This is a genomic window from Streptomyces sp. NPDC002825 (genome assembly GCF_040295385.1).
Classification (GTDB): Bacteria; Actinomycetota; Actinomycetes; order Streptomycetales; family Streptomycetaceae; genus Streptomyces.
Window position 1 is genome coordinate 462,950 of record NZ_JBEOVH010000001.1, and the last position, 25,654, is coordinate 488,603.

24 protein-coding genes are annotated in these 25,654 nt (G+C 72.3%); 14 read left to right on the forward strand and 10 right to left on the reverse strand.

The window, feature by feature from the left end:
* Positions 1–121 precede the first annotated feature (121 nt).
* Positions 122–1,210 (reverse strand): DUF5937 family protein, encoded by a 1,089-nt coding sequence (locus ABT041_RS02185; protein WP_351177491.1) that lies wholly within the window; start codon positions 1,208–1,210, stop codon positions 122–124.
* Positions 1,211–1,342: 132 nt separating this feature from the next.
* Here ABT041_RS02185 and ABT041_RS02190 point away from each other — a divergent pair, with 132 nt between their 5' ends.
* Positions 1,343–1,540 (forward strand): hypothetical protein, encoded by a 198-nt coding sequence (locus ABT041_RS02190; protein ID WP_351177494.1) that lies wholly within the window; start codon positions 1,343–1,345, stop codon positions 1,538–1,540.
* Between the two features lie 6 nt (positions 1,541–1,546).
* On the opposite strand, the gene ABT041_RS02195 is transcribed toward ABT041_RS02190, so the two are convergent.
* Positions 1,547–2,719, reverse strand: coding sequence for a threonine aldolase family protein (locus tag ABT041_RS02195; RefSeq protein WP_351177497.1), 1,173 nt, complete (start codon positions 2,717–2,719; stop codon positions 1,547–1,549).
* Between the two features lie 126 nt (positions 2,720–2,845).
* On the opposite strand from ABT041_RS02195, the gene ABT041_RS02200 reads away from it, so the two are divergent.
* From ABT041_RS02200 to ABT041_RS02245, 10 genes are all read left to right on the forward strand, one after another.
* Entirely contained in the window at positions 2,846–3,811 is a 966-nt protein-coding gene (locus tag ABT041_RS02200) for a Rossmann-like and DUF2520 domain-containing protein (protein ID WP_351177500.1), read from the forward strand.
* Entirely contained in the window at positions 3,808–4,878 is a 1,071-nt protein-coding gene (gene panC, locus ABT041_RS02205; protein ID WP_351177503.1) for a pantoate--beta-alanine ligase, read from the forward strand. The genes ABT041_RS02200 and panC overlap by 4 nt, the downstream gene beginning before the upstream one ends.
* On the forward strand, positions 4,875–6,569 hold the full coding sequence (locus ABT041_RS02210) for an L-aspartate oxidase (protein ID WP_351177506.1): 1,695 nt from the start codon (positions 4,875–4,877) through the stop codon (positions 6,567–6,569). The genes panC and ABT041_RS02210 overlap by 4 nt, the downstream gene beginning before the upstream one ends.
* The gene (nadC, locus tag ABT041_RS02215) at positions 6,570–7,589 is read left to right on the forward strand and encodes a carboxylating nicotinate-nucleotide diphosphorylase (protein ID WP_351177509.1); all 1,020 of its coding nucleotides are present in this window, start codon (positions 6,570–6,572) and stop codon (positions 7,587–7,589) included.
* Positions 7,589–8,395 (forward strand): type III pantothenate kinase, encoded by an 807-nt coding sequence (locus tag ABT041_RS02220; protein WP_189803303.1) that lies wholly within the window; start codon positions 7,589–7,591, stop codon positions 8,393–8,395. The genes nadC and ABT041_RS02220 overlap by 1 nt, the downstream gene beginning before the upstream one ends.
* A gap of 166 nt (positions 8,396–8,561) precedes the next feature.
* A complete protein-coding gene (locus tag ABT041_RS02225; protein ID WP_351177672.1) occupies positions 8,562–9,134 on the forward strand; it encodes a hypothetical protein in 573 nt (190 codons plus the stop codon).
* A gap of 14 nt (positions 9,135–9,148) precedes the next feature.
* Positions 9,149–9,319, forward strand: coding sequence for a hypothetical protein (locus ABT041_RS02230; protein WP_181924602.1), 171 nt, complete (start codon positions 9,149–9,151; stop codon positions 9,317–9,319).
* A gap of 148 nt (positions 9,320–9,467) precedes the next feature.
* Complete coding sequence (locus ABT041_RS02235; protein WP_351177513.1) at positions 9,468–9,887, forward strand: BlaI/MecI/CopY family transcriptional regulator; 420 nt, start codon at positions 9,468–9,470, stop codon at positions 9,885–9,887.
* 15 nt (positions 9,888–9,902) lie between these two features.
* Positions 9,903–10,421, forward strand: coding sequence for an amino-acid N-acetyltransferase (locus tag ABT041_RS02240; RefSeq protein WP_351177516.1), 519 nt, complete (start codon positions 9,903–9,905; stop codon positions 10,419–10,421).
* A 154-nt stretch (positions 10,422–10,575) separates the two neighbouring features.
* Entirely contained in the window at positions 10,576–10,911 is a 336-nt protein-coding gene (locus ABT041_RS02245) for a histone-like nucleoid-structuring protein Lsr2 (protein WP_030324199.1), read from the forward strand.
* On the opposite strand, the gene ABT041_RS02250 is transcribed toward ABT041_RS02245, so the two are convergent.
* A complete protein-coding gene (locus ABT041_RS02250; RefSeq protein WP_351177520.1) occupies positions 10,890–11,477 on the reverse strand; it encodes an SCO3374 family protein in 588 nt (195 codons plus the stop codon). The two genes, ABT041_RS02245 and ABT041_RS02250, sit on opposite strands and share 22 nt — an antisense overlap.
* 461 nt (positions 11,478–11,938) lie before the next feature.
* On the opposite strand from ABT041_RS02250, the gene ABT041_RS02255 reads away from it, so the two are divergent.
* Positions 11,939–14,461: an ATP-dependent Clp protease ATP-binding subunit gene (locus ABT041_RS02255; RefSeq protein WP_351177523.1), complete on the forward strand. Its 2,523-nt coding sequence runs from the start codon at positions 11,939–11,941 to the stop codon at positions 14,459–14,461.
* Positions 14,462–14,531: 70 nt separating this feature from the next.
* Here the strand turns inward: ABT041_RS02255 and ABT041_RS02260 are convergent, their stop codons facing one another.
* Positions 14,532–17,552, reverse strand: coding sequence for an NACHT domain-containing protein (locus ABT041_RS02260; protein WP_351177526.1), 3,021 nt, complete (start codon positions 17,550–17,552; stop codon positions 14,532–14,534).
* Between the two features lie 476 nt (positions 17,553–18,028).
* On the opposite strand from ABT041_RS02260, the gene ABT041_RS02265 reads away from it, so the two are divergent.
* Positions 18,029–18,730 carry a M23 family metallopeptidase gene (locus tag ABT041_RS02265; protein WP_351177529.1) on the forward strand — a complete coding sequence of 234 codons (702 nt, stop codon included), beginning with the start codon at positions 18,029–18,031 and terminating at the stop codon, positions 18,728–18,730.
* 75 nt (positions 18,731–18,805) lie between these two features.
* Here the strand turns inward: ABT041_RS02265 and ABT041_RS02270 are convergent, their stop codons facing one another.
* Complete coding sequence (locus ABT041_RS02270) at positions 18,806–19,363, reverse strand: TetR/AcrR family transcriptional regulator (protein ID WP_351177532.1); 558 nt, start codon at positions 19,361–19,363, stop codon at positions 18,806–18,808.
* Between the two features lie 94 nt (positions 19,364–19,457).
* Here ABT041_RS02270 and ABT041_RS02275 point away from each other — a divergent pair, with 94 nt between their 5' ends.
* Positions 19,458–21,050, forward strand: coding sequence for an MDR family MFS transporter (locus tag ABT041_RS02275; RefSeq protein ID WP_502976328.1), 1,593 nt, complete (start codon positions 19,458–19,460; stop codon positions 21,048–21,050).
* A 71-nt stretch (positions 21,051–21,121) separates the two neighbouring features.
* Here ABT041_RS02275 and cseC read toward each other — a convergent pair whose 3' ends face one another.
* The 5 genes from cseC to ABT041_RS02300 form a co-directional block, all read right to left on the reverse strand.
* On the reverse strand, positions 21,122–22,438 hold the full coding sequence (gene cseC / locus ABT041_RS02280) for a two-component system sensor histidine kinase CseC (protein WP_351177538.1): 1,317 nt from the start codon (positions 22,436–22,438) through the stop codon (positions 21,122–21,124).
* Between the two features lie 12 nt (positions 22,439–22,450).
* Positions 22,451–23,152 (reverse strand): two-component system response regulator CseB, encoded by a 702-nt coding sequence (gene cseB / locus ABT041_RS02285; protein WP_351177541.1) that lies wholly within the window; start codon positions 23,150–23,152, stop codon positions 22,451–22,453.
* Positions 23,153–23,201: 49 nt separating this feature from the next.
* The gene (locus tag ABT041_RS02290) at positions 23,202–23,948 is read right to left on the reverse strand and encodes a hypothetical protein (RefSeq protein ID WP_351177544.1); all 747 of its coding nucleotides are present in this window, start codon (positions 23,946–23,948) and stop codon (positions 23,202–23,204) included.
* Positions 23,936–24,508 (reverse strand): SigE family RNA polymerase sigma factor, encoded by a 573-nt coding sequence (locus ABT041_RS02295; RefSeq protein WP_351177547.1) that lies wholly within the window; start codon positions 24,506–24,508, stop codon positions 23,936–23,938. The genes ABT041_RS02290 and ABT041_RS02295 overlap by 13 nt, the downstream gene beginning before the upstream one ends.
* 204 nt (positions 24,509–24,712) lie before the next feature.
* Entirely contained in the window at positions 24,713–25,639 is a 927-nt protein-coding gene (locus ABT041_RS02300) for an iron-sulfur binding domain-containing protein (RefSeq protein WP_351177550.1), read from the reverse strand.
* Positions 25,640–25,654: the final 15 nt, after the last annotated feature.

Below are 25,654 nucleotides of genomic sequence, written 5' to 3' on the forward strand. Positions count from 1 at the left end.
CGCTGTAGCGATCCCCGGCCCCGAGCGGCGCACGCTGGAGCGGTCCCCGGCCCCGGTCGGCGGCGCGCTGTGGCGGCCCCCGGGCGGGGCGGCGGCGCGCCGGGGCCGGCCGCCCCCGGTCCTACCGCAGCACCGACTCCAGGAAGTCGCTGCCCAGCCGGGCCACGACGGCCACGTCCAGCTGGTGGAGCACGTACCGGCCGCGGCGCTGGGTGGTGAGCAGCCCGGCCTTCTTGAGGACCGCGAGGTGGCGGGAGACCTCGGGGGCGGTGATGTTGTACGCGTCGGCCAGCTCGCTCGTCGTGCTGGAGCCGCGCGCCAGGCTGCGGCACAGCCGCATCCGCATGGGGTGGGCGACGGCCTCCAGGCGCAGTTTGACCGCCTCGACGGATGCCGCGCCGCCGAGGTCGCGGGCGGGGATCGGGTACTGGATGACGGGCTGCCAGCCGGGGGTGTGGAGGGCGAAGAGGTGCGGCCAGCCGAAGGCCGTCGGCAGAAACGTCACCGCGGAGCCCTCGGCGCTCGTCCGGCCCTGGACGAGCTTGTCGACGACGATCCGGGAGCCCCGCTCGTCCTCCTCCAGGCTCATCGCGGGGGAGGCGTCCGTGACGGCCTCGGCGAGACCCTTGTGGCGCATCAGCTCCGTCTTGTGGCGGGCGTCGGCGGCGAGCTGGATCCGCACCCGGCGCCAGGTGTCCGCGAAGAAGGCCTCGTCGCAGTCCTCCATGAGCCGCCGGACCCACGCGCGCGTGCCGGGCGGGTCCGTCAGCATCCGCTCCACGAAGGCGGCCTGGCGCGGGCCGCGCGCGGCCGCCAGGTCCTGGGCGCGGCGGCGCATCCGCTCGTCGACGAGCGGGGAGGGGGCGCCGTCCGTGTAGTTGCTGTTGCAGGAGATCTCCAGGGCCGAACCGACGAACTGCTCGTCGTCCATGCGGTCGAGGTCGTCCAGCTCCTCCGCGAGGGTCTCGCGGGGCCGCGGCGGCAGGAGGATGTCGGAGCGGGTGGAGTTCCACATGAAGTCGGCCTCGTGGAGCCGGTCCGCGAGTTCCGGCTTCAGGGCCGCGGTCGTCGCGGCGGTCCAGGCGTGCAGCCGGGGGTGGTGCGCGGGCTCGGCGAGGGCGTGCAGGGCGGCGCCCAGCTCGGCCAGCGGCGAGGGGCAGAAGGTGATCCGCTCGTGCGGCAGTCCGGTGATGTCGATGGTCACGCTCACCGGTCCATGGTGAGGGGCGGGGCGGGGGAGCTGTCGTCCCGTTTGACGGGGGTCGTCAATCGACGGGCCCCGGATTGACGGGAGCCGTCAATCCGGGGGCCGGACCGCGGCGCCGCGGCGCACGGTGAGGCCATGAACGCGCTGCACCAGTACCTCTTCGACACCTACCGGGCCGCCCGGCTCGGCGAGCCGATGCCGCCGGCGCCCGGCACCCATGACGTCGCCGTGTTCCGCGCCGTCCGCGACCGCCGCCGCCTGGACAGGGCGACGGCGGGCCGCCCGGCGCGCGGCACCGTCCGCAGGACCGTGCGCCGCTGGCTGACCCCCTAGGCGCCGTCACCCCTCCACGCGCGCCAAGAAGTCCCGTACCGCCTCCTTCACGTCCTCCGCCGTCCACTGCAGGCCCGCCCCGCTCACCGTCAGCTCGGTGACGGCCACTCCCGGCGGGCCGCCCGCGCCCGGGGCGAACCAGCGGCGGAAGAACGCGGTGCCGGTGTCCTCGGTCTGGGCGAGGGCCGCCGCCGTCAGGACGTCCGGGTCGTACGGCAGCCAGACCTGGAACTGGTGGGTGTGCGGGGTCTCGGGGTGGATCCGGGACCAGCCGGTGCCCGCCTCCGCGAGCGCCTCCCGGACCGCGTCGGCCACCACGCGCGCGTGGGCCACGTACGAGGGCAGCCGGGGCAGCTCGACGTCCAGGCCCCGGAGCGCGGACACCGCCGTCGGGTAGTTCTGGGCGACCAGGCCGCCGTACCGGTGGCGCCAGACCCTGGCCTCCTCCACGAAGTCCTCGGGGCCGGCGAGCGCGGCGCCCGACAGGCCGCCGAGGGACTTGTAGAACGAGACGTACACGCTGTCGGCGAGCTCCGCGATCTCGGCGAGCCCACGGCCGAGATGCGTCGTGCACTCCCACAGCCGGGCCCCGTCGAAGTGGACCACCGCGTCCCGCTCCCGGGCCGCCGCCACCACCTCGGTCAGCTCCTCCCAGGACGGCAGCACGAAGCCGGCGTCCCGCAGCGGCAGCTCCAGCATCAGCGTCCCGAAGGGCTCCGGGAGGTCCCGCACCTCCTCGGCCGTGGGCAGCCGGGGCGCGTCGGTCGGGTGGACCGTACGGAGCCCGGAGACGGCCCCGAGCGCCCCGCCCTCGTGGACCTCCGGGTGGGCGAGCGGATGCAGGGCGACGACGGGGCTGCCGGTGCGGCCGGCCCAGCAGCGCAGCGCCACCTGCTGGGCCATGGTGCCCGTCGGGAAGAACACGGCGGCGGGCAGCCCGAGCTCCTCGGCGACGCGCCGCTCCAGCTCCTCCACCAGCCCGTTCCCGTACATGTCGACCGGGGCCTCCGCGTGGCCCGCGGCCTGTGCCCAGTCGGCCAGTTCGCGCAGCCGCCCGCCGACCGTGCCGTCGACAGAGGTGTCCCAGAGCCTGCGCTCGGCGCCGCCCCACACCTTCGCCCGGTGGAGCCGGGCCGCTTCCTCGTCCACAGGATTCTCCACAGGAGTCACAGGATTCATGGGCCGATCATCACACCACCGCCCACACCCTGTGGACAGCCACGGAGGCGGCACGAAACGCTGGCGTAGCATGACCAGAAATCGTCCGGTACCCGCCGAGGACTGGAACGGAAGGCCGTCCCCACCGTGAACGCACCAGCAGCGCCAGAGCCCCGAGGCCACGAGCCCCGGGCCGAGGACCGACCCGCCCGGCTCACCGTCGGAGTCGTCGGCGCAGGCCGGGTCGGCCCCGCCCTCGCCGCCTCGCTCCGGCTCGCCGGGCACCGCCCGGTCGCCGTCTCGGCGGTCTCCGACGCCTCCCGGCGGCGCGCCGCCGAGCTCCTGCCCGACGTCCCCGTCGTCGAGCCCGCCCGTGTCCTGGCCCTCGCCGACCTGGTCCTGCTGACCGTGCCCGACGACGCGCTGCCGGGCCTGGTCGAGGGCCTCGTCGACACCGGAGCCGTACGGCCGGGACAGCTGCTCGTGCACACCTCCGGGCGGTACGGGGCGCGGGTCCTGGACCCCGCACGCCGGGCCGGCGCCCTGCCGCTCGCCCTGCACCCCGCCATGACCTTCACCGGCACCGCCGTCGACGTCCAGCGGCTGGCCGGCTGCTCCTTCGGGGTCACCGCGCCCGAGGAGCTGCGGCTCGCCGCCGAGGCGCTGGTGATCGAGATGGGCGGCGAGCCCGAGTGGATCGCCGAGGAGGCCCGGCCGCTCTACCACGCGGCCCTGGCGCTCGGCGCGAACCACCTGGTCACGCTGGTGGCCCAGTCGATGGAGCTGCTCCACAAGGCCGGCGTCGCCGCCCCCGACCGCATGCTGGGCCCGCTCCTGGGCGCCGCCCTGGACAACGCCCTGCGGTCCGGGGACGCGGCCCTCACCGGCCCCGTCGCGCGCGGTGACGCGGGCACGGTCGCCGCCCACGTCGCCGAGCTGCGCAAGCACGCGCCCGGCACCGTCGCCGGCTATCTGGCGATGGCCCGCACGACCGCCGACCGGGCGCTCGCGCACGGCCTGCTCAAGCCCGAGCTGGCCGAGGACCTGCTGGGCGTGCTCGCCACCGACAGCACCACCCCAGCCGCCGACGGGCCGCAAGGAGACGACCGATGACCCTGTTCGCCCGCGATAGCGCCGAAGGCGGCCGTCCCGCCCGCCACGAGCCGGCCGAGCTGGTCTCCACGGTCGAGGACCTGGAGTACGCGGCCGCCCACCGGGCGACGCACGGCGACACCGCCGTCGTCATGACCATGGGCGCCCTCCACGAGGGCCACGCCACCCTGATCCGGTCCGCACGCGAGCGCGTGGGCGACAAGGGTTTCGTCGTCGTCACCGTCTTCGTCAACCCGCTGCAGTTCGGCGTAGGCGAGGACCTCGACCGCTACCCCCGCACCCTCGACGCCGACCTGGAGCTGGCCTTCGGGGCGGGCGCGAGCGTCGTCTTCGCGCCCTCCGTCGACGAGGTCTACCCGGGGGGCGAGCCCCAGGTGCGGATCACCGCCGGGCCCATGGGCGAGCGCCTCGAAGGCGCCTCTCGGCCCGGCCACTTCGACGGCATGCTGACGGTCGTCGCCAAGCTGCTCCACCTCACCGCGCCCGACCTGGCCTTCTTCGGCCAGAAGGACGCCCAGCAGCTGGCCCTGATCCGCCGCATGGTCCGCGATCTGAACTTCCCCGTCGAGATCGTCGGCGTGGAGACCGTCCGCGAGACCGACGGCCTCGCCCTCTCCAGCCGCAACCGGTACCTGTCGGCCGGGGAGCGGCGGACGGCCCTGTCGCTGTCCCGCGCGCTGTTCGCGGCCCGGGAGCGGCTCGCCGCGCAGGAGGCGCTGCGCGCGCGTGCCGCCTCGCTGCCGGGCGCCCAGGGCCGGGCCGAGAACCGCGCCGAGGCGCTGTCGCGGATCGGTGAGGCCCGGGCCGCCGCCGACGCCCACGCGGTCGCCCAGGCCGCCGAGGGCGGCAGCGCCGACGCCGTACGGGCCGCGGCCCGCGCCGTCCTCGACGAGGCCGCCAAGGCCGAGCCGCCGCTCACCCTGGACTACCTGGCCCTCGTGGACCCGGCCGACTTCACCGACGTCGCCGGCGACCACGACGGGGAGGCGATCCTCGCCGTCGCCGCGCGCGTGGGGAGCACGCGGCTCATCGACAACATCCCCCTGACCTTCGGAGCCGCCAAGTGACTGGAATACGGCTGCACGCGCCCGCGCCGGGCTGGGCCATCGACGCCGACGTCGTCGTGGTCGGCTCCGGCGTCGCGGGCCTGACCGCCGCCCTGCGCTGCACCGCCGCCGGGCTCCGTACGGTCGTCGTCACCAAGGCGCGGCTCGACGACGGCTCCACCCGCTGGGCCCAGGGCGGCGTCGCGGCCGCGCTCGGCGAGGGCGACACCCCCGAGCAGCACCTCGACGACACCCTCGTCGCCGGTGCCGGGCTGTGCGACGAGCAGGCCGTGCGGGCCCTGGTCACGGAGGGCCCGGACGCCGTCCGCCGGCTGATCTCGACCGGCGCCGACTTCGACAAGACCTCCGACGGCGAGATCGCGCTGACCCGGGAGGGCGGTCACCACCGCCGCCGGATCGCCCACGCCGGCGGGGACGCGACCGGCGCAGAGATCTCCCGCGCCCTGGTCGAGGCGATACGGGACCGGGGCGTGCGCTTCATCGAGCACGCCCTCGTCCTGGACCTCCTGACGGACGCCGAGGGCCGCACGGCGGGCGTGACCCTGCACGTCATGGGGGAGGGCCAGCACGACGGCGTCGGCGCCGTCCACGCGCCCGCGGTGGTCCTCGCGACCGGCGGCATGGGCCAGGTCTTCTCCGCCACCACCAACCCGGGCGTCTCCACCGGCGACGGCGTCGCGCTCGCGCTGCGCGCCGGGGCCGAGGTCTCCGACCTGGAGTTCGTCCAGTTCCACCCCACGGTGCTCTTCCTCGGGGCCGGCGCCGAGGGCCAGCAGCCGCTGGTCTCCGAGGCGGTACGGGGCGAGGGCGCCCATCTCGTCGACGCCGACGGGGTCCGCTTCATGCTCGGGCAGCACGAGCTGGCCGAGCTCGCGCCCCGGGACATCGTCGCCAAGGCGATCACTCGCCGCATGCAGGAGCAGGGCGCCGAGCACATGTACCTCGACGCCCGCCACTTCGGCGCCGAGATGTGGGCCGAGCGCTTCCCGACGATCCTCGCCGCCTGCCGCGCCCACGGCATCGACCCGGTGACGCAGCCGATCCCGGTCGCGCCCGCCGCCCACTACGCCTCCGGCGGCATCCGCACGGACCTGCGGGGCCGGACCACCGTGCCCGGCCTGTACGCGTGCGGGGAGGTGGCCTGCACGGGCGTTCACGGCGCCAACCGGCTCGCCTCGAACTCGCTCCTGGAGGGCCTGGTCTTCGCCGAGCGGATCGCCGAGGAGATCACGGCCGCCGCACCGCGCGTGCCGGGCGCCCCGGTGACGCACCCGGCCCCGGTGACCCTGCCGCTGCCCGTGGCGGGCGCCCGGACCCGTATCCAGCGGATCATGACGGCCGGCGCGGGCGTGCTCCGCTCCGAGGCCAGCCTGCGGGAGGCCGCCGAGGCCCTCGAGGCCCTGCACAGCGACGCCGTGGCGGGCGGCGACGACGACAGCAAGGCCGCCGAGCCGGGCGTGGACTCCTGGGAGACCACCAACCTGCTGTGCGTCGCCCGGGTCCTGGTCGCCGCGGCCCGCCGCCGCGAGGAGACCCGCGGCTGCCACTGGCGCGAGGACCACCCCGACCGGGACGACGCCCACTGGCGCAGGCACCTGGTCGTCCACCTCACCCCGGAGCGGACCCTCGACGTCCGCACCACCGAGACCTCCGACTTTCCCCCCACCCTCGACGCAACCAGGGAGCCGTAAGTGAGCACGCCCGAGGAAGCCCGTCCCGAGCCCGTGGACGTCCCTCTCATCCAGATCAACACGGTCTCCTCCGACGAGACCGGCGGCTGCGGCGACGGCTGCGGCTGCGGCGAGGGCGAGGAGTTCGAGTGCGGACTCGACCCCGCGCTCGCCCAGCTGCTCGCCGACGCCGGTCTCGACCCCGTCCAGGTCGAGGACATCGCCCACCTCGCGATCGCCGAGGACCTCGACGGCGGGGTGGACGTCACGACCGTGGCGACCGTCCCCGAGGACGCCGTCGCGACCGCCGACTTCGCCGCCCGCGAGGCCGGTGTCGTGGCCGGCCTGCGCGTCGCCGAGGCCGTCCTGTCGATCGTCTGCACGGACGAGTTCGAGGTCGAGCGGCACGTCGAGGACGGCGAGCGCGTCGAGGCCGGGCAGCTGCTCCTCAGCGTCACCGCCCGCACCCGCGACCTGCTCACCGGCGAGCGCAGCGCGCTCAACATCCTGTGCCGCCTCTCCGGCATCGCCACCGCCACGCGCGCGTGGGCGGACGCCCTGGAGGGCACGAAGGCCAAGGTCCGCGACACCCGCAAGACGACGCCGGGCCTGCGCGCCCTGGAGAAGTACGCGGTCCGCTGCGGCGGCGGCGTCAACCACCGCATGTCGCTCTCCGACGCGGCCCTGGTGAAGGACAACCACGTGGTGGCCGCCGGCGGCGTCGCCGAGGCCTTCAAGGCCGTCCGCGAGCTGTTCCCGGAGGTGCCGATCGAGGTCGAGGTCGACACGATGCACCAGGTCCGCGAGGTGCTCGACGCGGGCGCCGACCTGATCCTGCTCGACAACTTCACCCCGCTCGAGACCGAGGAGGCCGTCGCCCTGGTCGCGGGCCGCGCCGTCCTGGAGTCCTCGGGCCGGCTGACCCTGGAGAACGCGGCGGCGTACGCGGCGACCGGCGTCGACTACCTGGCGGTCGGCGGCCTCACGCACTCCTCCCCGATCCTCGACATCGGCCTCGACCTGCGCGAGGTGCGCTCCTGATGCTGCTCACCATCGACGTCGGCAACACGCACACGGTGCTCGGGCTCTTCGACGGCGAGGAGATCGTCGAGCACTGGCGGATCTCCACGGACCCGAGCCGCACCGCCGACGAGATGGCGGTCCTGCTCCAGGGCCTCATGGGCATGCACCCGCTGCTCGGCGTCGAGCTGAGCGACGGCATCGAGGGGATCGCCATCTGCGCGACGGTCCCCTCGGTGCTGCACGAGCTGCGCGAGGTGACCCGCCGGTACTACGGGGACGTGCCGGCGGTCCTCGTGGAGCCGGGCGTCAAGACGGGGGTGCCGATCCTCACGGACAACCCCAAGGAGGTCGGCGCCGACCGCATCATCAACGCGGTCGCGGCCGTCGAGCTGTACGGCGGCCCGGCCATAGTCGTGGACTTCGGCACGGCGACGACGTACGACGCGATCACCGCGCGCGGCGAGTACGCGGGCGGGGCCATCGCCCCGGGCATCGAGATCTCGGTGGAGGCCCTGGGCGTCAAGGGCGCCATGCTCCGCAAGATCGAGCTGGCCCGTCCGCGCAGCGTGATCGGCAAGAACACGGTCGAGGCCATGCAGTCGGGCATCGTCTTCGGGTACGCCGGCCAGGTCGACGGCGTGGTCGCCCGGATGAAGCGCGAACTGGTCGGCCCGAAGGGCGACCCCTCCGACGTCACCGTGATCGCCACCGGCGGCCTGGCCCCGATGGTCCTCGCCGACTCGAAGGAGATCGACGAACACGAGCCCTGGCTGACGCTGATCGGCCTGCGCCTGGTCTACGAGCGGAACGTCTCGCGCATGTAGGCGTACGACCTCCGTGGACGTCGGCGTCCCCGGGCTCGTCGTTCGGCCTGACGCGCAGGGGCGGTCATCCCCTCGCGCCGCGCCCGGGGATGATCAATAAAGCGAAATTTGTCCGATTAGCGCGTATCGTCGCCCCATGCCCACGCCATACGGATCCCGCGGCGGCATGGCGTTCAGCGCGGACGAGCTGCGTGTGCTCCGTCGCGCCCTTGCCATCGCCCTCCACCCTGCCCCCCTTCAGGACGAGGACGTCCAGGACTGCCTGCGTCTGGCCGAGTCCGTGGACGAGGCGGTGCGCGAGGCCGGTCGGCTGCGCGCCTTCCTCCTCGACGACCTGACCCGGTACCGCGAGGCGCTGCCCGGCTCCCTCGGCGGCTATCTGGAGCTGCTGAGGGACGCGCTGGCCGCCGGTCACGACCCCGCCGCCGACGACCTCGCCGCCCTGCGCGCGCTGCGCCGCAACCCGGCCGCCGCCGAGCTGCTCGAACGCTGCCAGGTCCTCGCCGAGCGTTCCGTACGCGCGCGCCTGGCCCGGGTCTCCCAGGCCACCGCCTCGACCGCGCCCTCCGTCTCCCGGGCCCGGCTGCTCGCCCTGCCGGGCGGGCGCGCCGCGGGTGACGAGCCCAAGCCGACCCCGCCGGCTCCGGTCAAGCGCCCGGCGCCCAAGCCCTCCGAGGTCTTCCCGCCACGCCGACGGCCCGTTCCGCCGCCCCCGCCCGAGGAGCGGGTCGCCGGATAGCTACTCTGGACGGCATGGACTACGTATCCGCGCTCCTGCCTCCCGTGGTGATGGCCGCGTTCTTCATCGCCCTCGTCACCGTGATCGTCAAGAGCCAGGGCGGCCCGAACAAGGCCAAGGAGGACGCGGTCGTGGACGCCGCCCTCGCCCGCGCCGAGGCCGCCCGCCAGGCGGACGGCTCCTAGGACAGGCCGGCGGATCAGGGCCCGACAGGCCCCGCCCCGCCCGTACAGCAGCGCCGAGGGTGCGCGACCGCTTCCGGTCGCGCACCCTTTTCGTCCTTCTTGAGCGGCAATAGGCGTTTATTGGCGTTTCTCCCACTAGGGTGGCATTGTGCCCCGCCCCTTGGGAGAACTCGAAGACGCCGTCATGACGCGCGTCTGGCAATGGAACCGCCCGGTCACCGTCCGGGAAGTCCTGGAGGACCTTCAGCAGGAACGGTCCATCGCCTACACCACCGTCATGACCGTCATGGACAATCTCCACCAGAAGGGCTGGGTCCGCCGGGAGGTCGAAGGCCGCGCCTATCGATATACGGCGGTCTCCACCCGCGCCGCCTACTCCGCCGCGCTGATGAACGAGGCCTGGGCGCAGAGCGACAACCCCGCCGCCGCACTCGTCGCCTTCTTCGGCATGATGTCGCCGGAACAGCGGGAGTCGCTCAACGACGCCATCCGGATCGTCCAGCGGGACAACCCGCTCCCCGCCGCCCCGCAGGAGGCCGAGGGTGACGAAGGGGCGCCCCGCCCGTAGCGATAGCGTCCCCCCATGTCGACCTCCGCCAAAGCCGTCACCGTCCGCAGGGCCCGCACCAGCGATGTGCCCGCGGTCCGCCGTCTCGTCGATCCTTTCGTGCAGCGCGGCATCCTGCTCGACAAGGCGACCGTGACGCTTTACGAGTCCATCCAGGAGTTCTGGGTCGCGGAACGCGACGAGGACGCCGTCGTCGTCGGCTGCGGCGCACTCCACGTCATGTGGGAAGACCTCGCCGAAGTCCGTACTCTCGCCGTCGATCCCGAGTTCAAGGGAGCCGGCGTCGGACATCAGGTGCTGGACAAGTTGTTGCACACCGCCCGATGGCTCGGGGTGCGGCGGGTATTCTGCCTGACCTTCGAAGTCGACTTCTTCGCGAAGCACGGCTTCGTGGAGATCGGCGAGACCCCGGTCGACGGAGATGTCTACAGCGAGCTCCTGCGTTCCTATGACGAGGGAGTCGCCGAGTTCCTCGGTCTCGAACGAGTGAAGCCGAACACCTTGGGCAACAGCCGGATGCTTCTGCACCTGTGACGGGGAAGCCCGGCGATCCTCTCACGGAACCCTATGTCCGAATCGCGCACGTTTCCCGCGTTGCCGGGGTTCTGAACCTCTCCCAGGGGTTTGTGTTTTTCCGGGAAAAGCGGTTTCCTTTCCGCGTACTGCATTTTCGATGAAAGGAAATCCGGTGGCACAGAAGGTTCAGGTCCTTCTTGTCGACGACCTCGACGGCGTCGAGGCGGACGAGACCGTGACGTTCGCGCTGGACGGCAAGACCTACGAGATCGACCTCACCACCGCCAACGCGGAAAAGCTCCGTGGCCTGCTCGAGCCGTACACCACGAGCGGCCGCCGCACCGGTGGCCGCACCACCGGCGGACGCGGCAAGGGCCGTGCCGTGGCGACGGGCAGCCAGGACACCGCGAAGATCCGCGCGTGGGCCAAGGAGAACGGCATGAACGTCAACGACCGCGGCCGCGTCCCCGCCGACATCAAGGCTGCCTACGAGGACGCGAACCGCTGAGGCGACCGCTGCTGAGCCGCCCCACGGGTGCGGGCACTCAGCAGCCGCACCCGGTGGCACTCCGCCGCGGCGGCGGCCACAAGACGCACCAGACAGGGGCCGCCCTGGGCGCCCCAGGGTGCGGACCGCAGCGCCGGCAGCGAGGACTCGACCTCGCGACCCGGCGCGGGCGCCCGCAGCCACACCGCGGCGCCCGGCGCGCCGGAACCGCTCCACCCCGGGGGAAGGGGTGCGGTCGTCCGGCCGCCGGCACCATGGACCGCGAGATCCAGCGAGATCCCGCCCCACTCCAGCCAGTCGAGCAGTCCCGGTAGCTCCTCCGCGCTCCCCGCGGCCACGAGCAGCCCCATCCGGCGCCCCATCAGGGCCACCGGCCCCGTCGACGCGCCCATCCGGCGCAGCACGCCCCGGCCGGCCGCGGCGGGCAGTTCCAGGACGTCGAAGCGCAGCCCCGTGACCAGCTCCGCCGGCGGACCCGCCACCGCGGCCCAGCCGAGCTCGTCCTCGTACCACCGCGCGACGCCGCCGTCGGACGGCGTGCGGGGGAGCGGGACGGTGAAAGCCATGTCCGGGGAACTCCCGCGAGGGCCCGTTGGTTACGCCCGCCGTCACACACCGTCCCCCGCTGATCGCGCAAGGTGTCCGTGATGGGGCCTACGCGTGCATTCGGCAGCGCAAGGGTGTTCGCTGGTAGCGGAGGGAACCGGGGTGCGCCGCATGGAGTGTCAGTGCTTACGGGTAAGACATTCCTAGTGGAGAGGGGCGACTCGCGGGCTTCGGCGTCTCACGTTCGCCATCGGCGTACTGATGGCGCGGGTAACTACTTGGCCTGCGGGAACATCGTCTCGCACCATCGGGTTGGAGCATTTGTCGGCTGTTCGGCAGCAGGTCTCCCCGCTGAAGAGGGGGTGATCCGGACGGATGTCGGCAGTTGGAATGAGCGGTCCCCGCTTGCGGGACTAAGCTGCGGAAGGACAGGGAGGGGATCGACCCCTAACTGACTGACCGCTCTGAGGAGCGATTAACGATGTTCGAGAGGTTCACCGACCGCGCGCGGCGGGTTGTCGTCCTGGCTCAGGAAGAAGCCCGGATGCTCAACCACAACTACATCGGCACCGAGCACATCCTTCTGGGCCTTATCCACGAGGGTGAGGGTGTCGCCGCTAAGGCCCTGGAGAGCCTCGGGATTTCGCTCGAGGCGGTCCGGCAGCAGGTGGAGGAGATCATCGGTCAGGGCCAGCAGGCCCCGTCCGGGCACATCCCCTTCACCCCTCGTGCCAAGAAGGTCCTGGAGCTGTCGCTCCGGGAGGCCCTCCAGCTCGGCCACAACTACATCGGCACCGAGCACATCCTGCTCGGCCTGATCCGCGAGGGCGAGGGCGTCGCCGCCCAGGTCCTCGTGAAGCTGGGCGCCGACCTCAACCGGGTGCGGCAGCAGGTCATCCAGCTGCTCTCCGGCTACCAGGGCAAGGAAGCCGCCACGGCGGGCGGTCCTGCCGAGGGCACCCCCTCGACGTCCCTGGTCCTCGACCAGTTCGGCCGGAACCTCACCCAGGCGGCCCGCGAATCCAAGCTCGACCCGGTCATCGGGCGCGAGAAGGAGATCGAGCGGGTCATGCAGGTGCTGTCCCGCCGCACCAAGAACAACCCGGTCCTCATCGGCGAGCCCGGCGTCGGCAAGACCGCCGTCGTCGAGGGCCTGGCGCAGGCCATCGTCAAGGGCGAGGTGCCCGAGACCCTCAAGGACAAGCACCTCTACACCCTGGACCTCGGCGCGCTGGTCGCCGGCTCCCGCTACCGCGGTGACTTCGAGGAGCGCCTGAAGAAGGTCCTCAAGGAGATCCGCACCCGCGGCGACATCATCCTGTTCATCGACGAGCTCCACACCCTCGTGGGTGCGGGTGCCGCCGAGGGCGCGATCGACGCCGCCAGCATCCTCAAGCCGATGCTGGCCCGCGGTGAGCTCCAGACCATCGGTGCCACCACGCTCGACGAGTACCGCAAGTACCTGGAGAAGGACGCGGCCCTGGAGCGCCGCTTCCAGCCCATCCAGGTCGCCGAGCCGTCGCTGCCGCACACGATCGAGATCCTCAAGGGTCTGCGCGACCGGTACGAGGCCCACCACCGGGTCTCCATCACCGACGAGGCCCTCGTCCAGGCCGCGACCCTGGCCGACCGGTACATCTCGGACCGCTTCCTCCCGGACAAGGCGATCGACCTGATCGACGAGGCCGGCTCCCGGATGCGCATCCGCCGGATGACCGCGCCGCCGGACCTCCGCGAGTTCGACGAGAAGATCGCCGGCGTCCGCCGCGACAAGGAGTCCGCGATCGACTCGCAGGACTTCGAGAAGGCCGCGTCCCTGCGCGACAAGGAGAAGCAGCTCCTCGCCGCGAAGGCCAAGCGGGAGAAGGAGTGGAAGGCCGGCGACATGGACGTCGTCGCCGAGGTCGACGGCGAGCTGATCGCCGAGGTCCTCGCGACCGCCACCGGCATCCCGGTCTTCAAGCTGACCGAGGAGGAGTCCTCGCGCCTGCTCCGCATGGAGGACGAGCTCCACAAGCGCGTCATCGGCCAGAAGGACGCCGTCATCGGCCTCTCGCGGGCCATCCGCCGTACCCGTGCGGGTCTGAAGGACCCGAAGCGCCCCGGTGGCTCGTTCATCTTCGCCGGCCCGTCCGGTGTCGGTAAGACCGAGCTTTCGAAGGCGCTCGCCGAATTCCTCTTCGGCGACGAGGACGCGATGATCTCCCTCGACATGTCGGAGTTCAGCGAGAAGCACACGGTTTCCCGTCTCTTCGGTTCGCCGCCCGGATACGTCGGCTACGAAGAGGGCGGCCAGCTCACCGAGAAGGTGCGCCGCAAGCCGTTCTCCGTCGTCCTCTTCGACGAGGTCGAGAAGGCCCACCCCGATATCTTCAATTCCCTTCTCCAGATCCTGGAGGACGGTCGTCTGACCGACTCCCAGGGCCGGGTCGTGGACTTCAAGAACACGGTCATCATCATGACCACCAACCTCGGGACCAGGGACATCTCGAAGGGCTTCAACCTGGGCTTCGCCGCCCAGGGCGACACGAAGTCCAACTACGAGCGGATGAAGGCGAAGGTCAGCGACGAGCTGAAGCAGCACTTCCGCCCGGAGTTCCTCAACCGTGTGGACGACATCATCGTCTTCCCGCAGCTGACGCAGGAGGACATCCTCCAGATCGTCGACCTGATGATCAGCCGCGTCGACGAGCGCCTCAAGGACCGGGACATGGGCATCGAGCTCTCCCAGTCCGCGAAGGAGCTGCTCGCCAAGAAGGGTTACGACCCGGTGATGGGCGCCCGGCCGCTGCGCCGGACGATCCAGCGCGAGATCGAGGACACGCTCTCGGAGAAGATCCTCTTCGGCGAGCTGCGCCCCGGTCACATCGTGGTCGTGGACACGGAGGGCGAGGGCGAGGAGCGCAAGTTCACCTTCCGCGGCGAGGAGAAGACGGCCCTGCCGGACGCCCCGCCGATCGAGGCGACGGGCGGCACGGGCCCGAACCTGTCGAAGGACGCGTGACGCACGCGCTGAGCGTGTAGCGCCGAAGGGGCGGCCCCGGAACCTGAACGGTTCCGGGGCCGCCCCTTTGTCACGTGGTGATCTTGATGGTCGGGGGGAGGTGCTCGGTGCCGGTGAGGGTCACGCCGTCGGCCTGGAGCTCGGCCAGGCCACCGAGCGCGGCCAGCGGGGACACGTCCAGCTCCCCGGCCAGGTCGGGGAAGAGCGCCAACCGCTGAAGCCCGGGGAACGCGTGCGCCACCCGCTCGAACATCGGCGCCGCCATGCCCAGACCGCCCATGACCGCAGAGGTGATCCACGGGAGGACCACATCGCCGGGGAGCCTCTCCAGGTCGGCAGTGTCGGCGGCGATCACCCGGAGCTGGGTCAGTTCGGCTAGCCCGCGCCAGTCGGCGGGCGTCACCGTCGCGTCCCACAGGGTGAGCCGGTGCAGCCGTGGGTAGGCGCGGAGCGCCGCCGGCCCCTCGCAGGGCCAGGACCAGACCGACAGGTCCCGCAGCGAGGACGTCTCTGCGGGGAGGTCGGCGCTGCTCCAGGACTCCTCGTCCAGGATGTGGAGGGAAAGCGTCTCCAGCCGGGTGAGGTGCCTGAGCGCCCTCAGGTCGGGCCTGCCGTCGTCCCGGGTGAGGGACAGCGTGCGGGGATCGCACCGCGCGAGGAGGGCGTTCGCCGACTCGTCCGACACGTCCTCGCCGATCTCCAGCCGGACCGGCGTGATGCCGAGGCGGAGCAGCTCCCCCGCCTGGTCGTCGCGGAGCACGGTGAAATGCAGGTTGGTCGGGTCGACGGTGCTCATGATCGCCTCGGCGTAGGGCCGGGTCTCGAAGCGCTGCCACCCCCAGGCCAGCTGCGCCCTGACCTCCACCGAGGGGTGACGGGCGAAGCGGGCCAGATACGGGATCGCCGCGTCGACGGAGACGTGCGTGGCGGTCGTCACCACCAGGCGGGCCTCCTCGTCGCTCAGCCCCTCCGGGCCCGGCAGCAGGTCAAGTACCAGCCGGCCCACCGTCGCCAGCTCGCGGGCCTCCTCCGGCGTACGGGGCGGGATGATCTTCGCCGTACGGGCCAGGACCCGCTTCCGTACCTGCGGCGGCACCTCCGTCGCGTGGTCCAGGGCCGTCGCCGCCAGCAGCGTGAGGCGCAGCCGGAGGCGGCGGTCCTTGGCCGCGTCGGCAGCGGACAGCAGCTCCCGCAGGATCTCCGCGCACTCGTGCGGCCGCGCGTGGCCCACCGCCATGCGGATGACGTCCTCCCATTGGTCGTCCGCCGCGTGCCCGACCAGGACGCCGATGTCCCAGCGGTCCACCAGGGCCTTCGCGGCCAGGTAGTCCTGGAAGGTGCGGTGGATGAAGTCGACCGTGTCCGCGGTCGGCTCGCGCAGCAGGCCGCTGCGGTGCAGGAGGTGGGTGAAGACCTGGCCGGGGTCGTGGGGCGCCGCCTCCTGCACCGCTGGCACCGCCTTCCGTACGAGCGATTCCGCCCGGGCCCGGTCCAGCTGGGTGCGGCCGTTCAGCGTCAGCCAGTGCGCGAGTCGCTGGATCAGCTGGATCTGCGGCGCCTCGTCCAGCGCGATGCCCGACGGCGCCCCCATGTCCCGCTCGCGGTCGCGGCGCGCCAGGAGCATCGACAGGGCGGCCTCGTAGAGGGCTTTGCGGCCGCGGGGCAGGAAGCCGCGCCGGTCGCGGTGCAGGGCGCAGATGAGGCCGCACATCAGGGGGTTGGTGGCGAGCTGGGCGACGTGCTCGGCGGTGCGCAGCGCGTCGAGGAGCGGCTGCTCGTACGGCTCGGCGTCCGGCCCGGCGGCCCGGTGCCAGCGCCGTACGAACGTGGCGACCTCGGTGCGGGTCATGGGGGAGAGGGCCAGCTCGGTGAAGCCGTCGGAGGCCAGCCAGTCGTCGCGTACGGCGGTGGGGCGTGAGGTGACGAGCCAGCGGTTGCCCTCGTACGTGTCCAGGAGGCCGCGGAGCCACTCGCGGGCCCGGCCGCGTTCCGCCTCGGGGATCTCGTCGATGCCGTCGACGAGGACGACGCCCCGGCCGGCAGCGAGGACCCGGTCGGCCCAGCCGTCGGGCGGGCCGAGCGGGCAGCCGGCGGCGGGCAGGAAGCGGTCGGGGGCGGGGAGCCGCTCGCCGTGGCGGGTGAGGGCCCGCAGGGGGAGGACGAAGGGGATGCGGCCCTGGAGGTACGCCATTCCGTCCGTCCGACCCTCGGTCGCCGCCGAGACCGTCAGCCACTGGACGAGGGTCGTCTTGCCGGAGCCCGCGAGCCCGCGGAGCAGGACCTTGTCGTGCCGGGCGAGGGCGAGGTCGGCGCGGACGGCCTGGTCCCGTTGCTGCGGGACGAGGTGCCCGGCCACGTCGGCAGCCCCGGGTACGGGGGCTTCGCCGGTCGCCTCCAGGGACAGATAGGCGAGGTCCAGCGGCCACCGGTCCGGGGAGTGGTGCAGGTCGATGCCGTAGATGGTGAGGCGACCGTGCTTGCGCGCCAGGTGCTCCAGGTAGCGGCGCTCGAAGTCCGCGTCCCGCGTGTCGGTCCGTGGGGTCCGTCGGACGACCTCGTCGACCTTCGCGAGGAGCTCGGCCTGGGTCCGGGTCTGTTCCACCAGGCTGCGGGCGATGAACGTGGAGCGCTGGGTGAAGAACTCCAGGAGGTGGAGGCAGGCCCACTCGGTCAGGGACTCCAGGTAGCGGACCGAGTCCGTGGACAGGCCGTCGGGGGCCGGGGCCGCCGCCCGCAGACGGCGGGCGAGGTCGCGGTGGCCGAGGCGGACCGCCTGGACGTCGTCCATGTCGAGGTCGCCGAGGGCGAGGAGGGTCGTCGCGAGGGTGTCGGTGACGGCCTCGGTCTCGTCGGCGGGGAAGGGGGCTTCGCGGGGGCCGCCCGCCGAGCGCCCGACCAGCGTGGCGGCGAGCTTGCGGACGTCCTTCTCCGTGAGTGTGCGCTGCTCGCCCCGGAAGGAGACCAGGGAGGAGAGCCGGACCTTCGAGGAGCCGGTGAGACCTGCCCCCGGGCCGTCGCTGACCAGCAGTTTCTTCAGCAGCGGGCCGATCGCGGCCGAGGCGAGGCGGGTGCCGATGAGCGCCGGTTCCATGTGCGTCCCCCTGAAGATCGGCGAATGCGTCAGCGTAGTGCGGGACGGCCTTTTCGGGGGGTCGGTTGCGTGACCCAGGTCCCATTGGCGGCCGGGCGCTGGTGACAAGGCGCACAGGCGTTTCGAGGGGTACTAACCGGAATAGTGGCGACCTTTGGTGTCGATTCGGGACGTTCAGGTGTGAACCGTCGGGACCTAGGTCCCAGAGGGTCCCGAACCGGGCGCGGGGCGGCGTTTCGGGCGCTTCCGGACCCCCGCCACGTGCGCATAAACCGAATCTCTTGTCTCGTTATGTCCGATTTCGCGAAGCCCCTCCGGGGTTGTCAAGGGATGAACTGCCCCGGAGATCGCTACGACGCTATGTCGTAGATGGGGTGTTTTGGGATGGCTGGGGGTCCGGGTTACCAAGGATGAGCAAGCCCGACGCAGCGCACCGTCCGCGTCGGGTCCCGTACGTCCCGGAGGTTTTCCCCCGTATGTCGAAGCGCGTCATGAACCCCGCCGCCCGTATCACCGCCGTTGCTCTCGCCACCGCGGGTCTGGGAGCGTCGCTGGTGGCCGGAGCAGGGTCCGCCTTCGCCGCCGAGGGCAAGGTCGCCGCGGCCCCGGTCGCCCTGACCGCCTCCGCCGCCGTCGCCGCCCAGGCCGACGCCCAGGCCCACCTCGCCGCCCAGGTGAAGGCCGCGGCCGCCAAGGCCGCCGCCGCGAAGGTCGCCGTCGTCAAGGCCGCGCCCGTGAAGGCCGTCAAGAAGGCGACCCCGGCGTGGGTCAAGCCGGTCACCTCGTACACCCTCAGCGCCAGCTTCAACCAGGGCGGCGCCATGTGGGCCCACAAGCACTCCGGCCAGGACTTCGCCGTCCCGGTCGGCACCCCGGTCAAGGCCGCGGGTGCGGGCACCGTCGTGAAGGCCGGCCCGAACGGCGGCGGCGACGGCCCCGCGTACGGCAACGCCATCGTGATCAAGCACGCCAATGGCACGTACTCGCAGTACGCCCATCTGTCGAAGATCAAGGTCTACATCGGCCAGTCGGTCGCCGCCGGCCAGCAGATCGCCCTCTCGGGCAACACCGGCAACTCGTCCGGCCCCCACCTGCACTTCGAGATCCGTACGACTCCGAACTACGGCTCCGCCGTCAACCCGATGGCCTTCCTCCGCGCCCACGGCGTCGGCGTCTGACCCGACTGACGGTTCCCCGGCCCCTGCGGGCCGCCGACCGACGTCACCGGCCCCCCGCGGGCCGGCGACCGGCGGTCACTGCCCCTTGTGGGCCTGATCGATGAGATCGAGGGCGACCTCGAGGACGGCTTCGCGCTTCTCCTCGGGGTCGCCTTCGGCGTTCTCCATGAAGAAGGTCCCGGCGTGCAGCGTGAAGATCGCGCTCACGGCGCGGACCTTGTCCTTCATCGGGGCCTCAGGTTCCTGGACGAACTCGTTGAGCGCGATGAAGCGCTCCTTGAAGGTCAGCCCGATGCTCAGGTCGCGCACGGTCGCCTGGTTCTCGTGCATGAAGCGGAACAACGGGGCCGCCGCGAGCAGCGCCTTGTGGTAGCGGCGCAGGATCTCCCGCTTCGTCTCCAGGGTGCGCGGCTGCTCGGCCGCCCAGGCGACCAGCTCGTCGATCGGGCGGGCCAGGTCCTGGAAGATCCCGATGATGATGTCTTCCTTGGTCTTGAAGTGGTAGTAGAGCGCCGCCTTCGTGACGTCCAGATGTTCCGCGATCTCCCGCAGCGAGGTCTTCTCGTACCCCTGCTCGGCGAAGAGTTCGAGAGCCACGTCCTGGATGCGCTGGCGGGTGTTGCCTCGGGCCATGACGGGTCTCCGGTTCCAGAAAACTTACTTGACGCCCGGCTAGTTACCGGCCTACCGTCCTCAGTGTAGTAACTAGCCGGGCGGCAAGTAAGGGATGGACATGGCGACGAAACGGAACGTTCAAGCAGTAGAGGGGGAGGCTGCGGAGCCGCAGCCGCGCAGCGTACGCGTCGTTCTCCTCGCCCTCATGATCGCGATGCTCCTCGCGATGCTCGACAACATGATCATCGGCACCGCGATGCCGACGATCGTCGGCGAGCTCGGCGGACTCGAGCACCTCTCCTGGGTCGTCACCGCCTACACCCTGGCCACCGCCGCCTCCACCCCGATCTGGGGCAAGCTCGGCGACATGTTCGGCCGCAAGGGCATCTTCCTCACCTCGATCGTGATCTTCCTGATCGGCTCGGCGCTCAGCGGCATGGCCCAGGACATGGGCCAGCTCATCGGCTTCCGCACGATCCAGGGCCTCGGCGCCGGCGGCCTCATGGTCGGCGTCATGGCACTCATCGGCGACCTGATCCCGCCCCGCGAGCGCGGCAAGTACCAGGGCATGATGGCCGGCGTGATGGCGCTCGCCATGATCGGCGGCCCCCTCGTCGGCGGCACCATCACCGACCACTGGGGCTGGCGCTGGTCCTTCTACATCAACCTGCCGCTCGGCATCGTCGCCCTCGCCATGATCACCACCGTGCTGCACCTGCCGAAGAAGCAGCGCGCCACGGGCACCCGGATCGACTTCCTCGGCGCGGGCCTCCTCACCGTCGGCATCACCGCCATCGTCCTCGTCACCACCTGGGGCGGCACGGAGTACGCCTGGGGCTCGGCCACCATCATCGGCCTCGCGGTCGGCGGCGCCGCCGCACTCGCCGCCTTCCTCTTCGTGGAGACCCGGGCGAGCGACCCGATCATGCCGCTGCACATCTTCCGCAGCCGCAACTTCACCCTGATGTCCCTGATCGGCTTCATCACCGGCTTCGTGATGTTCGGCGCGGTCCTCTACCTGCCGATCTTCCAGCAGTCCGTCCAGGGCGCCTCGGCCACCAACTCCGGCCTGCTGCTCCTGCCGATGCTGCTGTCGATGATGGTCGTCTCCCTGCTCGTCGGCCGCTTCACCACCAGCACCGGCAAGTACAAGATCTTCCCGATCGTGGGCGGCGCGCTCATGGTCGCCGGTCTCTTCCTGCTCTCGACGATGGACACCGGCACCTCGCGCCTCGTCTCCGGGATCTGGATGGCCGTCCTCGGCGCCGGCATGGGCTTCCTCATGCAGATCACCATGCTGGTCGCCCAGAACAGCGTGGAGATGAAGGACATGGGCGTCGCCTCCTCCTCCACCACCCTCTTCCGGACGCTCGGCTCCTCCTTCGGCGTTGCGATCATGGGCGCGCTCTTCACCAGCCGCGTCCAGGACGAGATGGCCTCCCGCGGCGGCGGCGGGCTGACGGAGCGGACCGCCCAGCTCGACGCGGCGAGCCTCGCCAAGCTGCCGGCCGCGCTCCGCGAGGCCTACCAGCACGCGGTGGCCTCCGGCACCCACGGCGCCTTCCTCATCGGCTCCGCCGTCGCCGTCCTCGGCTTCGTCCTCGCCTTCTTCGTCAAGGAGGTGGCGCTCCGCGGCGCCGGACCGGCCGCGGCCCCGAAGGCGGAGTCCGGCGACGACGCGCCGAAGGTCCCCGAGACGGTCTGATCACGCGCACGGCCAAGGGGCCGGGTCCTTCTCATGGACCCGGCCCCTTCGTCGTACCCCCGTCGTACCGCTCACTCCGGCAGCCGCAGGATCGGGAAGCTTCCCGTGTTCGTCGGCGCGTGGTCCGGCAGCCAGAGCACCGCGATCGCGCCGCCCACCCCGTCCGGCGAGCCCTCCGCGGCCACGTTCCGGAAGGTCAGCCGGGCCCCGAGCACCCGGGCCTGGCCGGCCGCGATCGTCAGGCCCAGGCCGTGGCCCTGGCCCGCGCGGTCGCTCGTCCCCGTACGGAACCGGCTCGGGCCCTCCTTGAGGAGCGCCTCCGGGAAGCCAGGCCCGTGGTCGCGGACCCGGACCACCCGGCCCTCGACGGTGACCTCGACCGGCGGCTTGCCGTGCTTCGCCGCGTTGGCGAGGAGATTGCCCAGGACCCGTTCGAGGCGGCGCGGGTCGGTGTTCACCCAGGACTCGTGCACCACCCGGACGTCGACTTCCGGGTCCAGCGCCCGCACCCGCCGCTCCACGAACTCGCCGAGCGCGATCTCCTGCAGCTCGGCCCGCTCCGAGGCGCTGTCGAGCCGGGCCACCTCGAGCACGTCCTCGACCAGCGTCCGCATGGCCTGCGCCCGGTCCCGTACGAGCTCGGTCGGACGCCCCGGCGGCAGCAGTTCCGCCGCCGTGAGCAGCCCCGTCACAGGGGTGCGCAGCTCGTGCGCGATGTCGGCGGTGACCCGGCGCTCGGCCTCGATCCGCTCGTTCAGGGCATCCGTCAGGGCGTCCACCGCCCACGCCAGGTCGTCCGTCTCGTCCCGTACGACTCCGCCGACGGCGTCCCGCACCCGTACGTCCGTATTGCCCTGGGCCACCCGGCCGGCCGCGACGGCGGCCTTCCGCAGCCGCCGCGAGAGCTGCCCGCCGATGAGCACGCCGAGCGCGCAGCCGCCGAAGACCACCGACACCGAGCCGATCACCAGCGCCCGGTCCAGATCGTTCATGATCGTCGCGCTGCGGTCGGCGAAGGGGATGTGCAGGGACAGCACGTCGCCGTTGGCGAGCGGCACGGCCGCCCACACGTCCGGCGGCCCGCCGTGCCGGTGCTCCTGCACGTACGTCCCGCGCCGCCTGTCCCGCATCAGCTCGTCGAGCTGCGGCGGCAGCGCCGGATCGTTGATCTTCGTGCCGAAGCGCGGCTCCTTCGGCTTCGACGTCTCGTACATCCGCTGCGCGAAGAGCAGCCGCTCCAGCTGCACCTCGCGCGCGTTGTCGAGCATCGAGATGCGGGCGGCGTTGTGCACGACGACGCTCAGGGTGACCGCGATGAGCGCGCCGACCGCCGCGATGGCGACGGCGATCTTCCAGCGGACCCCGGTCCGCAGGGGCAGGAACTTCACCGGCTCACTGACCTAGCTCTTGAGCTTGTAGCCGAAGCCGCGCACGGTCTCGATCCGGTCCTGGCCGATCTTGGCGCGCAGCCGCTGCACATGGACGTCCACGACCCGGGTGTCCCCGCCCCAGCCGTAGTCCCAGACCCGCTCCAGGAGCTTGTCCCGGGACAGCACGGTGCCCGGCGCCGAGGAGAACTCCAGGAGCAGCCGCATCTCGGTCGGGGTCAGCGCCACCGGCGTCCCGCCCCTGCGGACCTCCATGCCCTCCGTGTCGACCTCCAGGTCGCCGAAGGACAGCAGCCCGCCACCGTCCGCCGGCTCGTCGCCCTCACCCGCGCCGGCCCCGCCCGCGTGCCCGAAGCGGCGCAGCACGGCCCGGATGCGGGCCATCAGGACGGAGCCGTCGAAGGGCTTGGTGACGTAGTCGTCGGCCCCGGCCTCCAGGCCGAGCACGACGTCGATCGAGTCGGCGCGCGCCGAGAGCATGATGACGGGCACGGTCGACTCGTCGCGGATGCGGCGGCAGAGGCTGACGCCGTCCATGCCCGGCAGCATCACGTCGAGGAGGGCGATGTCGGGCCGCTGCGCCCGGAAGGCGTCGAGACCGGACAGCCCGTCGGGCATGGCGGTCACCCGGAAGCCGTCCCGCTCAAGGGCGAGCTGGGTGGCCTCACGGATGACGTCGTCGTCCTCGACGAACAGGACATGGGTTTCGGCCATCGTGCGTGCCCTTCGGAATCAGTGCGTTCTCTCTGCGCGGGTGTACGGCTCAGCCGGCGGCGGACGCGCTCGGCACGGGTTCCGCGCCTTCTCCGTCGCCGACGGCCTGGCTGTAGTCGTTGTGCACCCAGTCGTGCTGGGTGAACGTGTTTCCCGACCACCGGTAGGTGATCACGTCCTCGCCCGAGGGGTACGCGACGGGGTCGCCCTTCGCGTACACCTGCCTGGTGACGATGAGATCGCCCCGGTCGATCGTGGCGTAGACCGCGGCGTCCTCGGTCATGAACACGTTCTCGTACCGGTCGCTCTGCTTGCGGTAGACGTACGTGCCGATGCCGACGGCGTCACCGCAGGTCATCACGTTGACGACGACGTCGGGGGCGGTGGAGTTGGTGAGGTTGCCGTAGGAGGCGTCCACCGGGTACGCGTCGGCGACGCACGGCTTCAGATCGCTCTTGAACCGCTGGCCGATCTTCGGATCGGCCTTCAGGAGCGCGATCGGATCCACCCGCTCGGCCGACTGCGGGCCCGCGGTGGCGGTGGCGGAGGGCGTGGGTGCCGCGGAGGCGATCTCGTCGGTGCGGGCCGCGCCCTCGTCGCGGGAGCCGGTGCCGCCGGTGGAGCAGGCGGCCAGGGACAGCCCGACGGCGACGAGCCCGGCCGTCGCCGTGACGCTCGCCGCCTTGACGGTACGGCGCGGGCGGCGGCGTCCGGTCTCGTACCGGTCGTCGCCGCCGCTCGCCCCGTGGTGGTCTTCGTGTGGTCTGCCGCCGGGTTCGCCGTCTAGGCCGCGCACCGCTCCCGCCCCCCTTCGTCACCTCGTACGGTCGTCCGCTCCCCGGTCCGCCCCAGGGCGCGGGCGTCGAGGTCACGGCTCTCCAGCTCCTGGCGGAGCCGGGCGAGCGCGCGGTGGAGCGTCGACTTCACCGTACCGGTCGACATGCCGAGCGCCGCCGCCGTCTCCTCCGTGCTCATCTGCTCCCAGTGCCGCAGCACGACGACGCTGCGCTGCTTGGGCGCGAGGACCTTCAGGACGTCCATGAGGAGGGCGCGGTCCGCGTGCTGCTCGGTCGGGTCGTCGATGCTCGCGTCGGGCAGCTGCTCGGTCGGCACCTCCTCCAGCCTGCGGGAGCGCCACCACTCGGTCCGGGTGTTGATCATGACCCGGCGCAGGTAGGCGTCGGCGAGGGACTTGTCGGCGATGCCGTCCCAGCGGCCGTACGTCCGGGCGAGGGCCGTCTGGAGGAGGTCCTGGGCGTCGACGGGGTCGGCCACGAGACGACGGGCGCTGCGCAGCAGCGCGTCCTGCCGCGTGCGTACGTACTCCTCGAAGTCGAGCACCTCGCCGTGCCTCATCCGAACCGCCTCCGATCCCCGTGACCTGCTTCGTTCCTCGTGTCGTCGACGACGCTACGGAGCGGTTGTCACGGGGCTGTGCGGGGCAGCCGTCGGTCGACGCACGGCTACCCATCGGTTGTGTAACAGCGGGGGAGAAGAAGGTTTCGGGACCCGGCCCGGGGGAGAGCTGCGGTCAGGACGGGGTCCCGAGGTGACCGGTCCTCAGGACAGCGGCAGTCGGTACCGGCCGTCGTCCAGCGGCTCGACGAGGCCGTCCGCGACCAGGCCGTCCAGGGCCCTGGCCCGCTGCACCGGCTCGTCCCAGACCGCGTCCAGGGCCGCCTGCGCCACCGGCTCCGCCGACTCCCGCAGCACGGCGAGGAGTCGCCCGCGCACCTGCCGGTCGGTCCCGGCGTACGTCTGGCCCCGCCGCGGCGGCCCGTCGTGCGCCGGCTTGCCCGACAGCCGCCAGGCGCACCGCTCGGCGATCGGGCAGCGCCCGCAGTCCTCGTTCTTCGCCGTGCACACGAGCGCGCCCAGCTCCATGGACGCGGCCGCCCACCGGGACGCCGTCGACTCGTCCTCCGGGAGCAGCGCGCGGGCGAGCCGCCGCTCGGCGGCCGTGGTCGCGTTCGGCGGGTACTGGATGCCGGTCGCCGCCCGCGCGAAGACCCGGCGCACATTGGTGTCCAGGACGGCGTGCCGCTGCCCGTACGCGAAGGAGGCCACCGCCGCCGCCGTGTACTCGCCGATGCCGGGCAGCGCGAGCAGCTGACCGTGGTCGCGGGGCACGTCGCCGTGGTGCCGCTCCGTTATGGCGACGGCCGCCGCGTGCAGCCGCAGCGCCCGCCGCGGATAGCCGAGCCGGCCCCAGGCGCGGACCGCCTCGCCGGGGGCCTCGGCCGCCAGGTCGGCCGGGCGCGGCCAGCGCGCCAGCCACTGCTCGTACACCGGGAGGACCCGGACGACCGGGGTCTGCTGGAGCATGAACTCGCTGACCATGACGCCCCAGGCACCGGCCTCGGGGCGGCGCCAGGGCAGGTCACGGGCGTGCCGGTCGAACCAGGCGAGGACGGGCCCGTGCAGCTCGGCGGGGAGCGCCGGCGGGACGGGGGCCTCGGACGTGGGGGGAGTGTCGATGGAAGTCATGGCACCCCCGATCCT

Excerpts from the sequence above, each read along its gene's own strand:
- ABT041_RS02265 (WP_351177529.1), top strand. The coding sequence starts at position 18,029 with ATGTCGAAGCGCGTCATGAACCCCGCCGCCCGTATCACCGCCGTTGCT.
- ABT041_RS02220 (WP_189803303.1), top strand. The coding sequence starts at position 7,589 with ATGCTGCTCACCATCGACGTCGGCAACACGCACACGGTGCTCGGGCTC.
- ABT041_RS02260 (WP_351177526.1), bottom strand. The coding sequence starts at position 17,552 with ATGGAACCGGCGCTCATCGGCACCCGCCTCGCCTCGGCCGCGATCGGC.
- ABT041_RS02225 (WP_351177672.1), top strand. The coding sequence starts at position 8,562 with ATGGCGTTCAGCGCGGACGAGCTGCGTGTGCTCCGTCGCGCCCTTGCC.
- ABT041_RS02195 (WP_351177497.1), bottom strand. The coding sequence starts at position 2,719 with ATGAATCCTGTGACTCCTGTGGAGAATCCTGTGGACGAGGAAGCGGCC.
- ABT041_RS02190 (WP_351177494.1), top strand. The coding sequence starts at position 1,343 with ATGAACGCGCTGCACCAGTACCTCTTCGACACCTACCGGGCCGCCCGG.
- ABT041_RS02255 (WP_351177523.1), top strand. The coding sequence starts at position 11,939 with ATGTTCGAGAGGTTCACCGACCGCGCGCGGCGGGTTGTCGTCCTGGCT.
- ABT041_RS02295 (WP_351177547.1), bottom strand. The coding sequence starts at position 24,508 with ATGAGGCACGGCGAGGTGCTCGACTTCGAGGAGTACGTACGCACGCGG.
- ABT041_RS02230 (WP_181924602.1), top strand. The coding sequence starts at position 9,149 with ATGGACTACGTATCCGCGCTCCTGCCTCCCGTGGTGATGGCCGCGTTC.
- ABT041_RS02250 (WP_351177520.1), bottom strand. The coding sequence starts at position 11,477 with ATGGCTTTCACCGTCCCGCTCCCCCGCACGCCGTCCGACGGCGGCGTC.
- ABT041_RS02300 (WP_351177550.1), bottom strand. The coding sequence starts at position 25,639 with ATGACTTCCATCGACACTCCCCCCACGTCCGAGGCCCCCGTCCCGCCG.
- ABT041_RS02240 (WP_351177516.1), top strand. The coding sequence starts at position 9,903 with ATGTCGACCTCCGCCAAAGCCGTCACCGTCCGCAGGGCCCGCACCAGC.
- cseB (WP_351177541.1), bottom strand. The coding sequence starts at position 23,152 with ATGGCCGAAACCCATGTCCTGTTCGTCGAGGACGACGACGTCATCCGT.
- ABT041_RS02275 (WP_502976328.1), top strand. The coding sequence starts at position 19,458 with ATGGACATGGCGACGAAACGGAACGTTCAAGCAGTAGAGGGGGAGGCT.
- panC (WP_351177503.1), top strand. The coding sequence starts at position 3,808 with ATGACCCTGTTCGCCCGCGATAGCGCCGAAGGCGGCCGTCCCGCCCGC.
- ABT041_RS02270 (WP_351177532.1), bottom strand. The coding sequence starts at position 19,363 with ATGGCCCGAGGCAACACCCGCCAGCGCATCCAGGACGTGGCTCTCGAA.